The following is a 16,107-nucleotide window of genomic DNA, read 5'->3' as shown; positions in this document are numbered from 1 at the left end:
CTGCATTTTTCTCGGTTTTTAGAGCAACTTGTAATTTTTCTTTTTGAGCGGGTTTCAAATAATTTTTGGCTGGCATATTTTTTTCGTTTTTCGGATTTCCTATTTTAATTATACCCTATTTAAATGCCGAACAGCTTATCTTCCAAAATAGCTGCTTCTTTCAAGAAGTAAATCCACTTGTCTGTTAAATTATTTAACTCGGATAAGCTTTTCTTAAATTTTGGCAATTCTACAAAAATTAGTCGTAATTCGCCACCAATACATTCAAAGTTTTTAGTTTCTTCTTTAAACCGAAATTTGTTGATCACGGCTTCGGTTTCTTTAAACAGGATAAAGTCGGTAATTGTCACCGCGATCGCAGAATTTAGTAGCGGGTAGTCTTCTCCTTTGACCAACTGGTTGCTATAGGCTTTTGCCAGGTTATAAGCTACTCGTTTATTAAACGCCGCCATGGATGCAATTTGCATTTCGATGACGACAATCGAGCCATCGGCTAAAAGGGCTTTCACATCTAAATACGTGTCTTTTAAACTGAGTACCTGACCCGGATTGTAAGGATTGACGATGGTTAACGATTTAATGACTGGCTCCCCGGCATAAATGATCGCATTGAGAAAGCTGATTAATATTTCCTTACTCTGTTCAGAACCGAATATTTTTTTAAAGGCGTAATCGACTTTAGGGCTGATAAATCTCATCGGTTTCTCCCTTTTGAGTCGCTAAGTGGGTGGACACAATTAAAGTTAACGGTTCAGATTAGGGAACACCTCGGCTGCGCTCGGTGTGTCACAGGGAACAGACGGTATTTGATAAAGGGCACGATACTATCGTGCCCCTACCCAATCAATCTTAATCAGTTAAGCCCGATTTAAGATGACTGATGGAGAAACGCCTCGATCGCGTCGGCGGCGAGATGGCTAATCGGCTTCCCTTGACTGGCGGCGGCATCTTTGAGACGGCTGTAAAGGTCATCATTGAGGGAAATCCGATGTCGGGTTTTCTTGGTGGGTTTTGGGAATTCGTAATTGGCAGAATACTCCCGAATCGCATCAAAACCTACGCGATCGCAAAAATCACCGAAACTTTCCCCGAGTTCGCGCTGTTGCTTGAATTGTATGAACATGGGTTCGAGGAAGGATTCGAGTTCTTCAATCGGCAGTTTTTCGATATAGGCTTGTGCTAACCTCGTCTGATCCGGTGAACCGCCTAACCACACTTGATATTTTCCAGGCGCACTCCCGACGAATCCTAATTCTGCCATGTAAGGTCTGGCACATCCATTGGGACATCCCGTCATCCGAATGACAAAATGGTCATCCTTTAATCCTAGTTTGTCCAACAATGTCCGAATCCGCACCGTAATCCCTGGAATTGCCCGTTCTGATTCAGTAATCGCTAAGCCACAGGTGGGAAGGGCGGGACAAGCCATGGAATAGCGGACTAAGGGTTCGATTCCCTCTGGGGTGATTTGCACCCCATGTTGGTTTAGAATCTGTTCAATGGCTTGCTGTTGAGAAGGTTCAATCTCATAAAGAATGGCATTGTGGTTGGGTGTCATCCGCATGGGCAGGTCAAATTGCTTGACAATTTCCCGTAAAGCTGTCTTTAGCTGGAAGTTCCCCTCATCTTTAACTCGCCCATTCTCAATGGAAATGCCTAAAAATAACTTACCGTCTCCTTGCTCATTCCATCCCAGATAGTCTTTGTATTTAAAGGCAGGGAGGGGTTTGTAGGGGGCGATAGGCTTACCGAAGTAGTCTTCAACCTTAGCGCGAAACTTATCAACGCCCCAATCATTGATCAGGTACTTCATTCGGGCATGACGACGATTCACGCGATCGCCATAGTCTCGCTGAGTTGCCACAATCGCTTTGATCAAGTCGAAGATATCATCTTTTGCCACATAACCAATCGGATCAGCCATACGGGCAAAGGTTTCTTCCTTATTATGGGTGCGCCCTAAACCACCACCTGCGAGAACATTAAATCCTTCCAATTCTCCCTGCTGATTCATCATCACCACCAAGCTGACGTCTTGGGTGTAGAGATCAACGGAGTTATCGCCGGGAACGGTAACACTACACTTAAACTTACGGGGCATATAATGTTCCCCGTAAATCGGTTCTTCTTTATCCGCGAATATCGTACCGTTGCCATTACGCTGACGCGCCGCTTTCACCTCTGGGGCTTCTTCGGCGCTAATTGCTTTTTCCCCATCCAGCCAAATTTCATAATAAGCGCCCGTCTGAGGGGTTAATAAATCGGCAATTTTATCGGCATACTCCCAGGCATATTGGTAATCAGGACGAGTCTTGAACGGGGCGGGAGGTGCCATAACATTGCGGTTTAAGTCCCCGCAAGCGCCGAGGGTTGAACCCATATTGCGGACAATCGCGGCAATGGTTGCCTTTAAGTTCTTTTTGAGAATACCGTGAAGCTGAAACCCTTGGCGAGTGGTGACTCGCATGGTATGGTTCCCGTACTCATCAGAGAGTTGATCCAGCGTTAGATAGAGTTGAGGGGGAATAAACCCGCCAGGAGAACGGGTTCGCAGCATGAACTGATAGTCTTTTTCTTGCCCTTTAACCCGATTATCGCGGTCATCTTGCTGGTAGGAACCATGAAATTTAAGAATTTGTACGGCATCACCACTGAAATGGGTGGTGTCTTCCAGCAACTCACTGGCTACGGGTTCGCGTAAGCAGTTACTGCGTTCTTTTATGCCTTCAAGTTTAGACGTTTTCTGTACAGAGGGATTCTGAGATACAACCATGGATGCTATAAGTCCGAACGGATCAGCTATATTACCGTAACTCTATCGGGATTACGTTGAATATTCTGATCCTAATACCTGTTTAATAAGTGTGGGCGCGACTTTGATGTGACATCCTCCCACACCAAATCAAAGATTCTAATGTGGGCTTCCAAGCTTCACAACTTGGATTTCCTGCTTTTTCCCCTTCGGCTACGCGGTAGCTGAGCCTGTCGAAGCTCAGGGGATTTCGACACTTACCTAGACTGAGAAGAGTACATTTCAGTCCCCGGTAGACCGTCTGCACAGGCAGTTTCCATTCCCGCTAGCCCAGCGGTACTAGTTAGTTTGATTTGCGTTGGTTGTTGTTATCGAATTCGAGAATCAACTCACGGTGCAGCAATTTCAACTAGCTTTGTGAGCAGATGTATCGAAGTCAATGTCAATTTACCACATTGAGGTTGGGGGAGTCCAGTGTATCCCAACGCCCAATTAAAAATTATGGCGTGGGTCTTATTGCTCCCCCAAAACCCACAATTAGATAAATTAGATAAATTCCCGTACCCGTATAGAGAGCGATGGTATAGAGAATCGTTTCCCGGTCTGCTTTCATTGCCGCTTCAGGGGAAGCGTAACCGGGTCCACAACAGGCATGGGTCATAGGACAACGTTTAATTCTTGATTGTTGATTTTATCCGATATTTGGCGCTAATTTTTCGCCCGATCTGCGATGATGGGCTTTTGCACGATGACGTGTAAGGTGTATAATTTTTACTTATGAGTACTGCTACCCATGACATTGTTGCCAAACTCTGGAATCTCTGCAATATCCTCAAAGACGACGGAGTAACTTACCATCAGTACGTGATCGAACTGACGTACCTGCTGTTTCTGAAGATGGCGAAGGAAACTGGCACCGAGCGTCAACTTCCAGAGGGTTATCGCTGGGATGATCTAGAGGGACAAACAGAGAAGCCCTTGGAATTCTATAAGGGGCTGTTGAGCTATTTAGGCAGTCACGGCTCTACGTTGGTTAAAGAAATTTTTACCGATGCCCATTCTTCTATTAAAAAAGACACAACCCTTTCCACGCTAGTCACTGAGATTGACAAGCTTGACTGGTACAGTGCCAAGCGAGAGGGACTGGGCGATGTCTATGAAGGGTTGTTAGAGAAAAACGCCAATGAAAAGAAGGCTGGGGCTGGGCAGTATTTTACGCCCCGTCCGCTAATTGACAGTATGGTACGTGTGATGCGTCCTACCCTGGATGACATCATTCAAGACCCTGCGGCGGGTACAGGTGGATTTTTAATTGCTGCCAATCGCTATATCCGAGAACATAGTAATCCGAATAGTTGGACTAACAAACAAAACAACAAATATCACGGCAATACCTTTTATGGCATGGAACATGTCCAAGACACCCATCGTTTAGCATTAATGAATTTGATGCTCCATGGGCTAGATTCTGATCCGCAAGGTGCAGGCATACATTATGGTGATACGCTTTCACCAGATGGACAAGCCTTACCGCCAGCGACGCTGATTCTCACTAATCCGCCATTTGGCAGCAAAAAAGGTGGAGGCTTGCCCAACCGTTCAGATTTTGAGTTTCCCACCAGCAATAAACCGTTTTGCTTTTTGCAACACATTTATCTAGGGCTGAAGCCCGGAGGTCGTGCTGCTGCCGTGTTTCCTGACAATGTGCTGTTTGAAAGCAACGTGGGACGTCAAATCCGGTCTGCTTTGATGGACAAATGCAATCTTCATACAATTTTGCGTTTACCCTCTGGTATTTTCTATGCTCAGGGTGTTAAGACAAACGTGTTGTTTTTTACCCGTGGTAAGAAGCAAACAGGTAATACGAAGGAAGTGTGGGTGTATGACCTGCGGACTAACACTCCCCAGTTTGGTCGGCGGACATCGCTGAGGCGTGAACATTTTGCTGAGTTTGAAGCCTTCTTTGGTGATGATCCTTTGGGTGGTTCTGCTAGTTTGGCACAGCGTACTGACACTGGAGAAGAAGGACGCTTTAGACGATTTTCCCGTGACTGGATTGCTGAACGTGACGAAAATTTAGACATCTCTTGGCTGAAGGATGAACGGGAAGAGGAGAACGGCGAGTTACCTGAACCTGCAATCCTTGCCCAGGAAGCAATCAGTGAACTGGAAGCGGCAATAGCCGAGTTACAGGGCATTGTGCAAGAATTGGGAGAAGAAATCAGTTTGTAGGTACAGAGTGAGAACGATGCAGAGCATCACACTAAAATCCCATATCGGTAGTGATGGTCTTTTGAAGGTTCATTTACCTGAGATGAAAGATACGGATATCGAGGTTGTCATTGTCTATCAAACGACGCTGCCAAAAGGGTTTGAAGCTGCCTCTGTTTCACGGTTTTACGGATGTATTCAAGATGACTCATTTATTAGACATCCTCAAAATGAACAATCTGAACGCGAACCCCTGGAATGAAATATATTCTTGATACAAACGTCTGCATTATTCTAAAAGGCAGAAATTTGAACGTAAAGCAGAGGCTTAAGTCGGTTCCTATTCAAAAAATGGCAAATAATCTAACGCTAGTGAAACATCATATAAGAGAGTTTGGGCGTGTGGATGGGTTGCAGGTTGAAGATTGGGAGGTTGGGGCGTGAGTAATATCCCAGATGGCTGGATTTATACTCTTCTGTCTGAAATTGCCCTAATACAGATGGGGCAATCGCCCAACTCACGGAGCTACAACGACAAAGGCGAAGGATTGCCCTTTTTTCAAGGGAAGGCTGACTTTGGAAAGTTATTTCCTACAGTTCGGAAGTGGTGTACTGAACCGGAAAGAGTAGCGGAAGAAGGTGACATTTTGCTTTCAGTGCGTGCGCCAGTCGGACCGACCAATCTTGCAGCAGAGAAATGTTGTATAGGTCGTGGATTAGCGGCTATTCAAGCAATTCCTCCATTTCATCAGAAGTACCTACTGCATTACTTCCGTCATATTGAACCGTGGCTATCGCAACAGGGGACGGGGACAACATTTGCCGGGATTGGCAGCAAAATCATTCAGAATCTAGAAATTTCTGTTGCGCCACTTAGTGAACAAAAAGGGATTGCTGATCAGCTCGATTCATTGCTGGCACGGGTGGATGCTTGTCGCGATCGCCTAGAGCAAATTCCCCGCATTCTCGAAGGCTTCCGACAAGCCGTGCTTGCAGCAGCAATATCAGGGAAACTTACCCAGGATTGGCGCGAAATTTCTGCTTCTATTGAAGAATTAGAGCCGAATAGCAATGATCTTCCCTCTAGTTGGGAGTGGAAGTTGATGCGGGAAGTTGGCAAGATTCAGTTAGGCAGACAACGAGCCCCCAAATATCACTCTGGTCAGCACATGCGACCCTATCTTAGAGTTCAAAATATATTTGAAGATAGAATCGATCTCTCAGATGTAATGGAAATGGATTTTCCTCCTGAAGATTTCGAGAAATATCAACTTGTGTATGGCGATATTCTCCTCAATGAAGGGCAAAGTCCTGAGTTTTTAGGACGACCAGCTATGTATCGCGATGAGCTTCCGGGAGCTTGCTTCACCAACACACTTATTCGTTTTCGTGCCTTTGATACAGTTAATCGGGATTTTGCTTTACTCGTATTTCGGCATTATATGCACTGTGGTCGATTCAGCAGAGAGGGTAAAATCACAACCAACATTGCTCACCTCAGCGCGGGACGATTTTCAAATATTGAATTTCCTCTCCCTCCCCTCGATGAGCAACAGGAAATTGTTCGTCGTGCTAGCACTCTTTTAACCTATGCCGATCGCATTGAAGCTCGCTATCAAAATGCCCTTACACGAGTCGAGCAGCTAACACCTACTTTGTTGTCTAAAGCATTTCGTGGTGAGTTAGTGCCACAAGCTCCTAATGACGAACCCGTTTCAGTGCTACTTGAGCGCATTCGCGCCGAACGTGCAGCACAACCGAATAAACCAAAGAGAGTTGTCAATCGCCGTAAATCCAATATGACCAAGATATCTAGTCAATCGCTAAAAAAGCTCATTCATCAACTCCCTAACAACATATTTTCATTTGATGAATTGTATAGTGCTATAAATGAAAAAATGAGTGGAGATTATGATTCAATTAAAGATATATTATTTGCATTGCTTGATGAATCTGAACCAAGCATTATCCAGATCTTTGATTCAGAAACGAAGGCAATGCGTTTTATGAGGAGGTACCAATGAAGCTTTTGCGAGTCTATATCATTGCGGCTGAGACGTGTGGTGGATTGCTGGATGATGTAAATGTCGGATTGCGAAGCCCATTGAATGACTATTCTTCATTTGACCCCTTGTGTCTTATTGGACCAAATGGCTCAGGAAAATCTCAGTTTTTGCAGGTAATCGCCGAGATATTTCAGTCAGTCTTTCATACTTGTATTAGTGAGGAAGAGCGTATTGAAGGTAATCCCGAACTTCAATTTGAAATTGAGTATTTTATTTACCCAGAAGAGAACCAGCTGCCTATTCGCGTCCGCATATCACGGGAAGCTGTTGACAGGAAACGTCCACCCCTGATAATCCAGAGAAGGGAGGAATATGATTGGATAGATTGCGATCCGAAAGCTCCTGAAACTCATGCCTTACTGCCTCAAAAGGTTGTTGGTTATACATCAGGTAATAACGAAACACTCAGTCTACCCTTCCTAGTAAGCCGCAGTGGATATGCAGATGAAGTAGGGCGCAGAGCCTTGAATGTAGCAACCCGAAGTCAATCTGTTCCTGATACGCGCTTGATGCTGATCGACTATGAAACGCATCTTGAAGTTCTCGTCGCCAACCTTCTACTCGGTGAAGATTTTCAACGGGAGGCACTTCTAAAAGAAGCACAACTGCAAGATCTACATTCATTTCGTTGTATCATTCAACTGGCACATCAGAAAAAAAGCAAGAAAAGAACTAAACGTAAGGGCATACAATTAACTGATGAACTTGAGACTTATATTGATCAGCTTCAACGATGTGCTACCTGCTATACCTACGACGATAAAACAGAAAGCTATATATTCGATTACTGGATCAATGAGCATACGAGAGAAGCATTTCGTTCCTTTTGGGGTAATGCCCTTAATCTTTATTCGTCATTTCACAAACTTGCCATGTTAAATGACTTAGTGTTGTCAAAGAAGACACGCGATCGATTTCGGAGAGATACAAGAACAAGACGATTTGCTTCGCGCCTTCCTGAACCTCAAGATGAAGATAAAGTTTTTCGATTTGAACGAGTGATCTTTCGTAAGCAAAAGACTGGCGAAGAAATAAATGAGGAAGAGGTAGATTATGTATCGCTTTCTGATGGTGAACACCAACTTTGTCAGCTTCTCGGTATGTTTTGCATGTTGTCGTCTCCTAATATACTTTTTCTACTTGATGAACCTGAATCCCATTTCAACCCACAATGGCGGGTAAAATTCATTTCTCGCATATTTGATTTGCCCACAAAGGATGGAGAGCGCAGAAAACCCTCTAGAGCAGCTAGGCAAGACTGTTTGCTGACAACACACGCCCCCTTTATTCCTTCAGATATGCAAAGAGAGAAAGTTTTTATATTTAGTAAAAATGAAGACGATCAGATCCAAATTAACAATCCCGATGTTGAAACATTTGGCTCTACATTTGATACGATTATCGAAGAATGCTTCCGAATTCGTCCACCTATCTCTCAACGTTCGCGTGACAAAATTGAAAAACTCATGAGGAGTGATAATCCCGAAGAAATTAAAACAGGAATTCAGGAGTTGGGAGACTCTGTAGAGAAAGCATTTCTTGTCGATCACTTGCGGCAGGTAAGAAATAGGGACGGAGTTTAGAATGCTTTTTGGTTATCCAATTACAGTGACAGCAGAGAACTGGCTCCACGAGTGTCTTGGTCAAATACTGCAAGCCATCCATAGAAATTTAGAAACTGGAAATACATCAACAAACTGGGCTGAATTGATTTCAGAACCCTATCGAAGTCGGTTGAAACGTCGTTTAAAGATATCGAATAAGCCTAATCCAAGAAGACTAAGCTTGGGGGATAAATTGAAGAACTATCAGGAACTGTTGAAAACTATTAGTGCTTCCGAACGAGGGCAAATCTTACAAGCATTCAATGATCAAAATAAGATAGCCCTTCTTTTGTCTTGCCAACATGACTGTGATGCAATTCAAGATTTACCTCAAATCATTCAAAAACCAGTAACTGATCTGTTTAATTACGCCTTTAATATTCTTCAAGATTTAGAAATTCGCGATCAGCACTACAAAGCAATCTATGATGCGGCTGCTTATCATATCTGCCCCTTTTGTGGATATGAGTCCTTCGATGCACCAGGGGCACGCCGTGAAGCATTAGATCATTATCTATCAAAAGAAAAATATGCTTTTGCGGCGGCAAACTTACGCAACCTTGTGCCAATGGGAAACAAATGCAATTCACGCTATAAGCTGGCTCAGGATATTCTTAGAAAAGATGATGGTACTCGTCGTAAGTCATTTGATCCTTATAACCACGGAACGCTTACTGTGTCCCTTGATAACAGTCAGCCTTTTGCTGGGGAACTCGGAAAAACTGGAGAGCAACTACCAAAATGGAACATTGATTTTGGCTCTAATTCTGAAGAAGTGACGACTTGAGATGATGTGTTCCACATTCGAGAACGATATGAACGAGATGTATTGAATGAAGGCTTTACTTCTTATCTGAGAGAATTTGGAAACTATTGTAAGTCTTGGGACTCTGTGCCTACTTCTACTGAAGAATTAATTGATGCTATTAAAAAATATACATCATATCAAGAAAATAATGGATTCAAAGATCGAGCGTTCTTGAAAGCGGCTGTATTCCGAATGCTACACAGACACTGCAAGAATGGCGATGAACGACTTATTCAGTTTATTAAGAATGTTGTCGGTGTCAGCGTTTAGTGCGATCGCGCTTTCCTGACGATGCTCTTGAACGTACTATTTCGACTGGCGTTTCGACTAGGGCGGCTTCGATGTGCGCCACAGCCGCAATAATGTGGCAAGAGTGAAGCCAACAGACAAATCACCATAAGCCTTTGCTGTTTGGTTTGAATCACAAGCTATATTTTTTGTCAATGCTTAAGTCCTGCAATCTACTGATTCTTATGTTCACACGCGCCAATACTCACCCAGGTACTGGCACCATCTCGATAGTGTTCTTTTTTCCAAATGGGAGCGTTATGTTTTAAGGTATCAATGGCATATTTACAGGCAGCAAAGGCTTCTGAACGATGGGGACAGCCAATGGCAACTAAGACGCTAATTTCACCAATTTGTAAGCGTCCGATGCGATGGTGAATGACGACGCGATTGACGTCAGCCCACGTCTGTCGAATGTCTTGGGCAATGGTGGCAAATACGCGCAATGCCATGGGTTCATAGGCTTGATATTCCAGTGATACAACAGGTTTGCCTTCGGTTTGGTTGCGGACGGTGCCACTCATGACGACGACAGCACCATTGGCAGGATCATCGGCGAGGGTATAGACATCGGCGAGGGATAGGGGAGCAAAGGTTATGGCGAAGCTATCATGGGTTTGTAGTTTTTGGGGAGAGGCTATAGACATGGCGACTTTGCGGGTAGATGGAGAATATTTTCTTTTTAGCGCACAGGTGCAGGGAGATTCCAATATTGCTGCGATAAGCTCTAATTGAACCATTCCCCCCAGCTCGCCATAGCGCCGTGGCACGTCTCTACTCCCCCAGCTTCCTTAATTGCCAGAGGCACGCTATCCCTCCTCTCCCTCCTGAGCTGGCAAAGGATCGGCTGAGGGAGGGGTTTCACGCGAAATTACAATGACCAGAGGATGTTTTAAGGGATGCTAAGCATGATATAACCTTTTGAGGATAGTAGCACTCTGAAGGGCTGTGGTAAGTTTGGGGCAATCAATAATAACGCTGTAAACTAATTTAGCTGATCTCTTGCTGACCTATTGATAATTGTGTTTAACAATGACTAACCTATGCGGCATCTCTTCCCATACTTATTCTCTTATGTCCAATCTGTTGTCTAACAGGTCTATCGCAGGGTTTTAATGGAAACCTATCTAAATCATCCAACCTTTGGTTTACTTTTTCGCGTTTGCATGGTTGAAGACAACCAGGAACTGTTCACTACCCTTTACGCCCAGCGTCTATTTTTTTTGGTGACGACAGGCTCGAATGGTTTGGCGTTTGAACCGATTAGTCGTTCAGATGCTCGTCATTTGGTGGAAAATCGTCTCCGCATTCTCCGTCGTATGGGTGCATCCAAAGATTTTGAGCAGCTTCAGAAAATTCATAAGCAAACATTCCAATGAGCAGTAGCGGTTGATTTTTGGATGATTCACTCTCTCTCGTGACTCCCTTATTGCTCATCTCACATCATGACAGGCTCAATTACAGAACGTATTGCTCAGATTCGCCAACAGCTACCGCCCGTCGTGCGGTTAATTGCTGTGACTAAACGAGTATCGGTAGAGGCGATACGCGAAGCCTATCAAGCTGGCGTGCGAGATTTTGGCGAGAGCCAAGTTCAAGAGGCGGCGGCTAAACAGGATGAACTGCAAGATTTGCCTGACATTACCTGGCATTTGATCGGACATCTTCAGAGCAATAAGGCAAAAAAAGCTTTAACTCAATTTCAGTGGATTCATTCCTGTGACAGCCTCAAGTTAGCCCAGCGACTGAATCAATTAGCTTGTGAGTTGGCTGTCACTCCCCAAATCTGTCTCCAAGTCAAAATTATGCCTGATCCCCATAAATACGGTTGGACGATACCGGAATTGCTAGAGGCTTTACCTGAACTGGATCAGTGTAAGGCGTTGCAAATTCAAGGATTAATGACGATTCCCCCGTTGGGATTGTCCCGCCAGGAAACTCTGGGTGTCTTTGAGCGGACTCGGGATCTGGCGAATGAAATTGGACAGCAAAATTGGTCGAATTTGCGAATGCATCAGCTTTCTATGGGAATGTCAGAGGATTACGCCCTCGCCATCCAAGCGGGTGCAACGATGGTACGACTCGGGCGAATTATTTTTGGTGAACGCGGGGATTAAGTCGGCGAGGAATGGAGCGATTATTTAGCATTATGAGTAAACAACTGCTGTATAGTGCCAAAATAACTCTTATGATATGTATTGTCTTGTAAGTAATCCCTGAGTGTTTTCACCGTTATGGGCATAGAACTACCCGTTTGATTAGAAGCGGGTGTATACTAAGGGCTTACTTTTGACAAGCTCCGGTGGTAGGAAATGTTAGGCGATCGCGGGGTAAGCTAGCCGTTTGCTTGGGGTTTCGGTCTCAACCCGCAAGAGTTAAAGACTGATACCTCAACGAGGGTCGATTCTAGCGTTTCCCGACAAACCCTAAAGTTGTGATGGAGAGTAGATCCAATGAACAATATTTTTAACAAGCTGCGAGATTTTGTGGTCGGTCCTAATGATCCCGAATATGAGTATGAATACGAGGACGTGGATGGTGAGACGTATCAAAATCTCTATCAGCAAGAACCACCTATGCCAGCGCCTGCGGAGGAAGAACGTCCTCCTCGACGTCGGGTTCGGGAACGTCCTGTTGTAGGATCGGATTCAGGAATGGGAGCGGTAAACATGAATAATGTGATTGGTATGCCGGGAGCGGTAAACGGGATTTCGGAAGTCGCCGTGATTGAGCCGCGTTCGTTTGAAGAAATGCCCCAGGTGATTCAAGCCCTGCGAGAACGCAAGTCTGTGGTTTTAAATCTAACCATGATGGACCCTGATCAAGCTCAACGAGCCGTGGATTTTGTGGCTGGCGGAACTTATGCGATCGATGGTCATCAAGAGCGCATTGGTGAAAGTATTTTCTTGTTTACACCAAGCTGTGTACAGGTAAGTACTCAATCGGGTGTCATTCACGACGTTGCTGAACAAACTCGTGGATCACGTTCAGCGCCTCCTCCCAGTTGGACGTCTGAGCCGGAACGTATGGCTCAGTAATTCAATTGAGATTGTCGAACATCGAATGTCCGTTCACTAAAGGAAGGGTGGGTGTCTATCAAACTTGGCATAATCGGCGGCGGGGTAATGGGAGAAGCGATCTTATCCCGCCTGATCGCACAGCAAGTTTATCGCCCTGATCAGGTGCTGGTCAGTGATCCCCAAGCCCAGCGACGAGAGGATTTAAGCCAACGCTATGGGGTTAATGTCACCTCGGATAACGGGGTGGCGGCGGAAGCTGGCGAGGTTTTACTTTTGGCAATTAAACCTCAAGTGTTTAAGGCGGTAGCGAGTGACTTGTCACAGGATGACCAGAATCCCTCAGCTTCCGAAACCCTGCCTCTGGTGATTTCGATTTTAGCGGGTGTATCTTTAGGGAAACTCGAAGCCGTATTTGAGCATCAGCCAGTCATTCGGGCGATGCCCAATACCCCAGCCACAGTAGGAGCAGGAATAACCGCGATCGCACCCGGAAAAAGCGTCACGGCTAACCATTTAGAACAAGCAAAAACCCTTTTGGGTGCAGTGGGTGAAGTGGTGGAGGTGTCGGAATCCTTAATGGATGCTGTTACTGGGTTATCGGGATCGGGACCGGCTTACGTGGCAGTGATGATTGAAGCCTTAGCCGACGGGGGTGTAGCTGCCGGATTACCCAGAGCGATCGCGTCTAAATTAGCACTTTCCACGGTATGGGGAACGGCACAACTGTTACAGGATAAACAAATCCATCCCGCTCAACTTAAAGATCAAGTGACAAGTCCAGGTGGCACTACAATTGCTGGAATTGCTCAATTGGAGCGTTCTGGTTTCCGTTCGGCGCTGATAGAAGCTGTACAAGCCGCTTATCAGCGCTCTCAACAACTGGGTAAGTAGGATCGTCATTCGTCATTCGTCATACTCGCTCCCTTGAGAAGCAAGCTACGTCATTTGTTATACTTGCTTTTCAAGAATTCTACGTCTTATGTCAGGGTTTGCCTGTTCCTATCAGAATCCACTCTCTTTTAAGGAGTGGAGATGTCAATTCATAGACAATAGACGATGCTGCCAAAGTATTCTTGGATTATTCCCATCTATAACGAAGAAGAAACCCTCCAGGAAATGTATCGTCGGATCAGCGCTGTCGCCGATCGCATGGATGGTCTTGTAGAATTCATTTTAATTAATGATGGCAGTCGCGATCGCTCGTTACAGATTATCCGAGAACTGCACCAGCAAGACAAACGAGTCTGTTATCTTAGTTTGGCACGTAACTTTGGGCATCAGATGGCGGTAACGGCAGGTCTGAATTTTGCCCGAGGTCAGGTTATTGTCGTCCTAGATGCGGATTTGCAAGATCCACCGGAGTTGATCCCCGATATGGTGGAAAAATGGCGACAAGGTTATCAAGTGGTTTATGCACAACGCCTTAAACGCCGAAAGGAAAGTGTGTTTAAGCGCTTCACCGCTTATGTATTTTATCGTTTACTCAAGTCTCTAGCCGAGGTGGATATTCCCACAGATACGGGTGATTTCTGTTTAATGGATCGGCAAGTTGTCGATTTGCTCAATGCCATGCCCGAACAAAACCGCTACATTCGAGGCTTGCGATCGTGGGTAGGTTTTCAGCAGACGGCGATTCGGTTTGAACGTGATCCCCGTTTTGCTGGGGATGTTAAATACACCTTTCGTAAATCCCTGGGGTTAGCCGTGAACAGTTTAGTCTCGTTCTCCAAAGTACCGTTACGATTATCCACCTATCTCGGATTACTGTCGGCGGCGTTAGCTCTATTCATGTCGGTATTAGTCCTATACTGGCGTTTAGCTTCACCGAATTCTCCCTTAACAGGATTTGCCACGATCGCGATCGCCATTTTCTTTCTGGGATCAGTTCAGCTCATCAGTATCGGTATATTAGGCGAATATATTGGACGAATTTATGAAGAGGTCAAAGCCAGACCCCTTTACACCCTAGCAGAAGTAGGTGGTTTCCCTGATCACTCTAGATACCCAATCCGTTAATTTTGTCAACACTATAGACTCAACAAACATTCTGCAAGAGGTTGACCTAAATCAACCTGTTCTGCTAATAGGATTCAATAATGATCAATATAATCTAATTGAGACTCGTAACCTGCAAGAGCAATCCAGCATTCTCCATTCTGAGCAAGATTCACTGGACAATTATCCTATGGTTGCCCAGCAATTATATCCCTGGTGAGTCACTGTTGACAAGATAGAAAATTAAGACTATTAGTTTAATTCGTGAACGGAATCATCAATATGCTGGCTGGCTTACCTTTACTCTCATTATTGCTTCTATTTCTAATTTTCCAGTATCCAGGTCAAGACTGGCGGGGTTCTGCCTTATCCGCAGCGATTGTCTGGGGAGTTTTGATTACGGTATTTACTGAGACGTTAAGTCTATTTAGAGTCTTGACATTTAGCTCAGTGTTGGTCTTGTGGCTGATTACAGATATCGCACTCTTGTTTATCTATTATCGACTGGTTAAGAGAGGAAAGCGATCGATAAATTTCCCTGAACGCCCCAAACTCACCCCAGTCTCACTGATTTTGCTGGGCGGTGTCGTCTGTATTATGGCGACAGTTGGTTTAATTGCTGTGGTAGCGCCACCTAATAATTGGGATTCTATGACCTATCACATGGCGCGGGTAGTTCATTGGATACAAAATCGCAGTGTTGCCCATTATCCCACCTACTATTCGGCTCAATTAGTTCACCCCCCGTTTGCCGAATTTGTGATCATGCATCTACAGATTCTCAGTCGGGGCGATCGCTTGGCTAATTTGGTGCAATGGTTAAGTATGGTTGCCAGCATTATTGGCGTATCCCTAATTGCTAAACAACTGGGTGCAGATCAACGGGGGCAAATTTTCGCGGCTATTTTCTGCGCTACGATTCCGATGGGAATCCTGCAAGCGTCCAGCACTCAAAATGACTATGCTGTCGCTTTTTGGTTAGTTTGTCTTGCCCATTATATTCTGTTGGCATTGCCCGAAAAAAAGATTCCGCTTTCCTTAGTTATAAGTATTGGCGCTAGCTTAGGACTGGCTGTTTTTACCAAGAGTTCAGGCTATATCTATGCCTTTCCTTTAATGGTTTGGTTTTTCCTGGCGAAACTAAACCGCCTACGCTGGAAATTATGGAAACCGATTAGTATCGTTACACTTATCTTTTTAAGTCTGAACTTAGGTCATTATTTACGGGTCTTCCGTACTTAGTGTGCTAAACCGTTAGGATAATGCCACAGAAGTAAAGCGCGTATTGTAAAATTATTAAAGTTCCTGAAGCCAAATCCACACCGTTTTAATAGTTTCAGCTTATTGTTAACTCCTTCAACTA

15 protein-coding genes and 1 pseudogene are annotated in these 16,107 nt (G+C 44.8%); 11 read left to right on the top strand and 5 right to left on the bottom strand.

What is annotated here, in order from left to right; genetic code table 11:
• Nucleotides 1-140 precede the first annotated feature (140 nt).
• The 3 genes and pseudogenes from RIG66_RS15025 to RIG66_RS15015 form a co-directional block, all read right to left on the bottom strand.
• Nucleotides 141-698: pseudogene (locus RIG66_RS15025) on the bottom strand (Rpn family recombination-promoting nuclease/putative transposase); the annotation flags it as partial.
• A gap of 170 nt (nucleotides 699-868) precedes the next feature.
• The gene (gene sir / locus RIG66_RS15020; RefSeq protein ID WP_446379311.1) at nucleotides 869-2,773 is read right to left on the bottom strand and encodes a sulfite reductase, ferredoxin dependent; all 1,905 of its coding nucleotides are present in this window, start codon (nucleotides 2,771-2,773) and stop codon (nucleotides 869-871) included.
• Between the two features lie 478 nt (nucleotides 2,774-3,251).
• Entirely contained in the window at nucleotides 3,252-3,413 is a 162-nt protein-coding gene (locus tag RIG66_RS15015; protein WP_446379317.1) for a hypothetical protein, read from the bottom strand.
• Between the two features lie 116 nt (nucleotides 3,414-3,529).
• Here RIG66_RS15015 and RIG66_RS15010 point away from each other — a divergent pair, with 116 nt between their 5' ends.
• The 5 genes from RIG66_RS15010 to RIG66_RS14990 all read left to right on the top strand — a co-directional run bounded on the left by RIG66_RS15010 (nucleotide 3,530) and on the right by RIG66_RS14990 (nucleotide 9,420).
• Nucleotides 3,530-4,984 carry an N-6 DNA methylase gene (locus RIG66_RS15010; protein ID WP_446379309.1) on the top strand — a complete coding sequence of 485 codons (1,455 nt, stop codon included), beginning with the start codon at nucleotides 3,530-3,532 and terminating at the stop codon, nucleotides 4,982-4,984.
• A 16-nt stretch (nucleotides 4,985-5,000) separates the two neighbouring features.
• Nucleotides 5,001-5,225 (top strand): hypothetical protein, encoded by a 225-nt coding sequence (locus RIG66_RS15005; protein WP_446379307.1) that lies wholly within the window; start codon nucleotides 5,001-5,003, stop codon nucleotides 5,223-5,225.
• A gap of 178 nt (nucleotides 5,226-5,403) precedes the next feature.
• The gene (locus RIG66_RS15000) at nucleotides 5,404-6,987 is read left to right on the top strand and encodes a restriction endonuclease subunit S (protein ID WP_446379305.1); all 1,584 of its coding nucleotides are present in this window, start codon (nucleotides 5,404-5,406) and stop codon (nucleotides 6,985-6,987) included.
• The gene (locus tag RIG66_RS14995) at nucleotides 6,984-8,612 is read left to right on the top strand and encodes a restriction system-associated AAA family ATPase (RefSeq protein ID WP_446379303.1); all 1,629 of its coding nucleotides are present in this window, start codon (nucleotides 6,984-6,986) and stop codon (nucleotides 8,610-8,612) included. Before RIG66_RS15000 ends, RIG66_RS14995 begins: the two co-directional genes overlap by 4 nt.
• A gap of 1 nt (nucleotide 8,613) precedes the next feature.
• Nucleotides 8,614-9,420: a hypothetical protein gene (locus RIG66_RS14990; RefSeq protein WP_446379301.1), complete on the top strand. Its 807-nt coding sequence runs from the start codon at nucleotides 8,614-8,616 to the stop codon at nucleotides 9,418-9,420.
• Between the two features lie 482 nt (nucleotides 9,421-9,902).
• Here RIG66_RS14990 and RIG66_RS14985 read toward each other — a convergent pair whose 3' ends face one another.
• Nucleotides 9,903-10,376, bottom strand: coding sequence for a molybdenum cofactor biosynthesis protein MoaE (locus RIG66_RS14985; RefSeq protein ID WP_446379315.1), 474 nt, complete (start codon nucleotides 10,374-10,376; stop codon nucleotides 9,903-9,905).
• A 468-nt stretch (nucleotides 10,377-10,844) separates the two neighbouring features.
• On the opposite strand from RIG66_RS14985, the gene pipX reads away from it, so the two are divergent.
• The 6 genes from pipX (at nucleotide 10,845) to RIG66_RS14955 (ending at nucleotide 15,986) form a co-directional block, all read left to right on the top strand.
• Nucleotides 10,845-11,108 carry a transcriptional coactivator PipX gene (gene pipX / locus RIG66_RS14980; RefSeq protein ID WP_006103405.1) on the top strand — a complete coding sequence of 88 codons (264 nt, stop codon included), beginning with the start codon at nucleotides 10,845-10,847 and terminating at the stop codon, nucleotides 11,106-11,108.
• A 66-nt stretch (nucleotides 11,109-11,174) separates the two neighbouring features.
• Nucleotides 11,175-11,846, top strand: a complete 672-nt coding sequence (locus tag RIG66_RS14975) for a YggS family pyridoxal phosphate-dependent enzyme (protein ID WP_446379299.1) — start codon at nucleotides 11,175-11,177, stop codon at nucleotides 11,844-11,846.
• A 336-nt stretch (nucleotides 11,847-12,182) separates the two neighbouring features.
• The gene (locus RIG66_RS14970) at nucleotides 12,183-12,767 is read left to right on the top strand and encodes a cell division protein SepF (protein WP_446379297.1); all 585 of its coding nucleotides are present in this window, start codon (nucleotides 12,183-12,185) and stop codon (nucleotides 12,765-12,767) included.
• Between the two features lie 51 nt (nucleotides 12,768-12,818).
• Entirely contained in the window at nucleotides 12,819-13,640 is an 822-nt protein-coding gene (gene proC / locus RIG66_RS14965; protein ID WP_446379295.1) for a pyrroline-5-carboxylate reductase, read from the top strand.
• 165 nt (nucleotides 13,641-13,805) lie between these two features.
• Nucleotides 13,806-14,765 carry a glycosyltransferase family 2 protein gene (locus tag RIG66_RS14960; protein ID WP_446379293.1) on the top strand — a complete coding sequence of 320 codons (960 nt, stop codon included), beginning with the start codon at nucleotides 13,806-13,808 and terminating at the stop codon, nucleotides 14,763-14,765.
• Nucleotides 14,766-15,008: 243 nt separating this feature from the next.
• The gene (locus tag RIG66_RS14955) at nucleotides 15,009-15,986 is read left to right on the top strand and encodes a glycosyltransferase family 39 protein (protein WP_446379291.1); all 978 of its coding nucleotides are present in this window, start codon (nucleotides 15,009-15,011) and stop codon (nucleotides 15,984-15,986) included.
• Here RIG66_RS14955 and RIG66_RS14950 read toward each other — a convergent pair.
• Nucleotides 15,983-16,107, bottom strand: a 125-nt coding sequence (locus RIG66_RS14950) for a transposase (RefSeq protein ID WP_446379313.1), incomplete at its 5' end; no start/stop codon positions are given. The genes RIG66_RS14955 and RIG66_RS14950 overlap by 4 nt on opposite strands.

This window comes from Coleofasciculus sp. E2-BRE-01 (assembly GCF_040221695.1).
In the GTDB taxonomy this organism is placed as follows: domain Bacteria; phylum Cyanobacteriota; class Cyanobacteriia; order Cyanobacteriales; family Coleofasciculaceae; genus Coleofasciculus.
The sequence above is the reverse complement of the archived record's forward strand: the minus strand, read 5'-3'. Positions and strand labels throughout refer to the sequence as shown.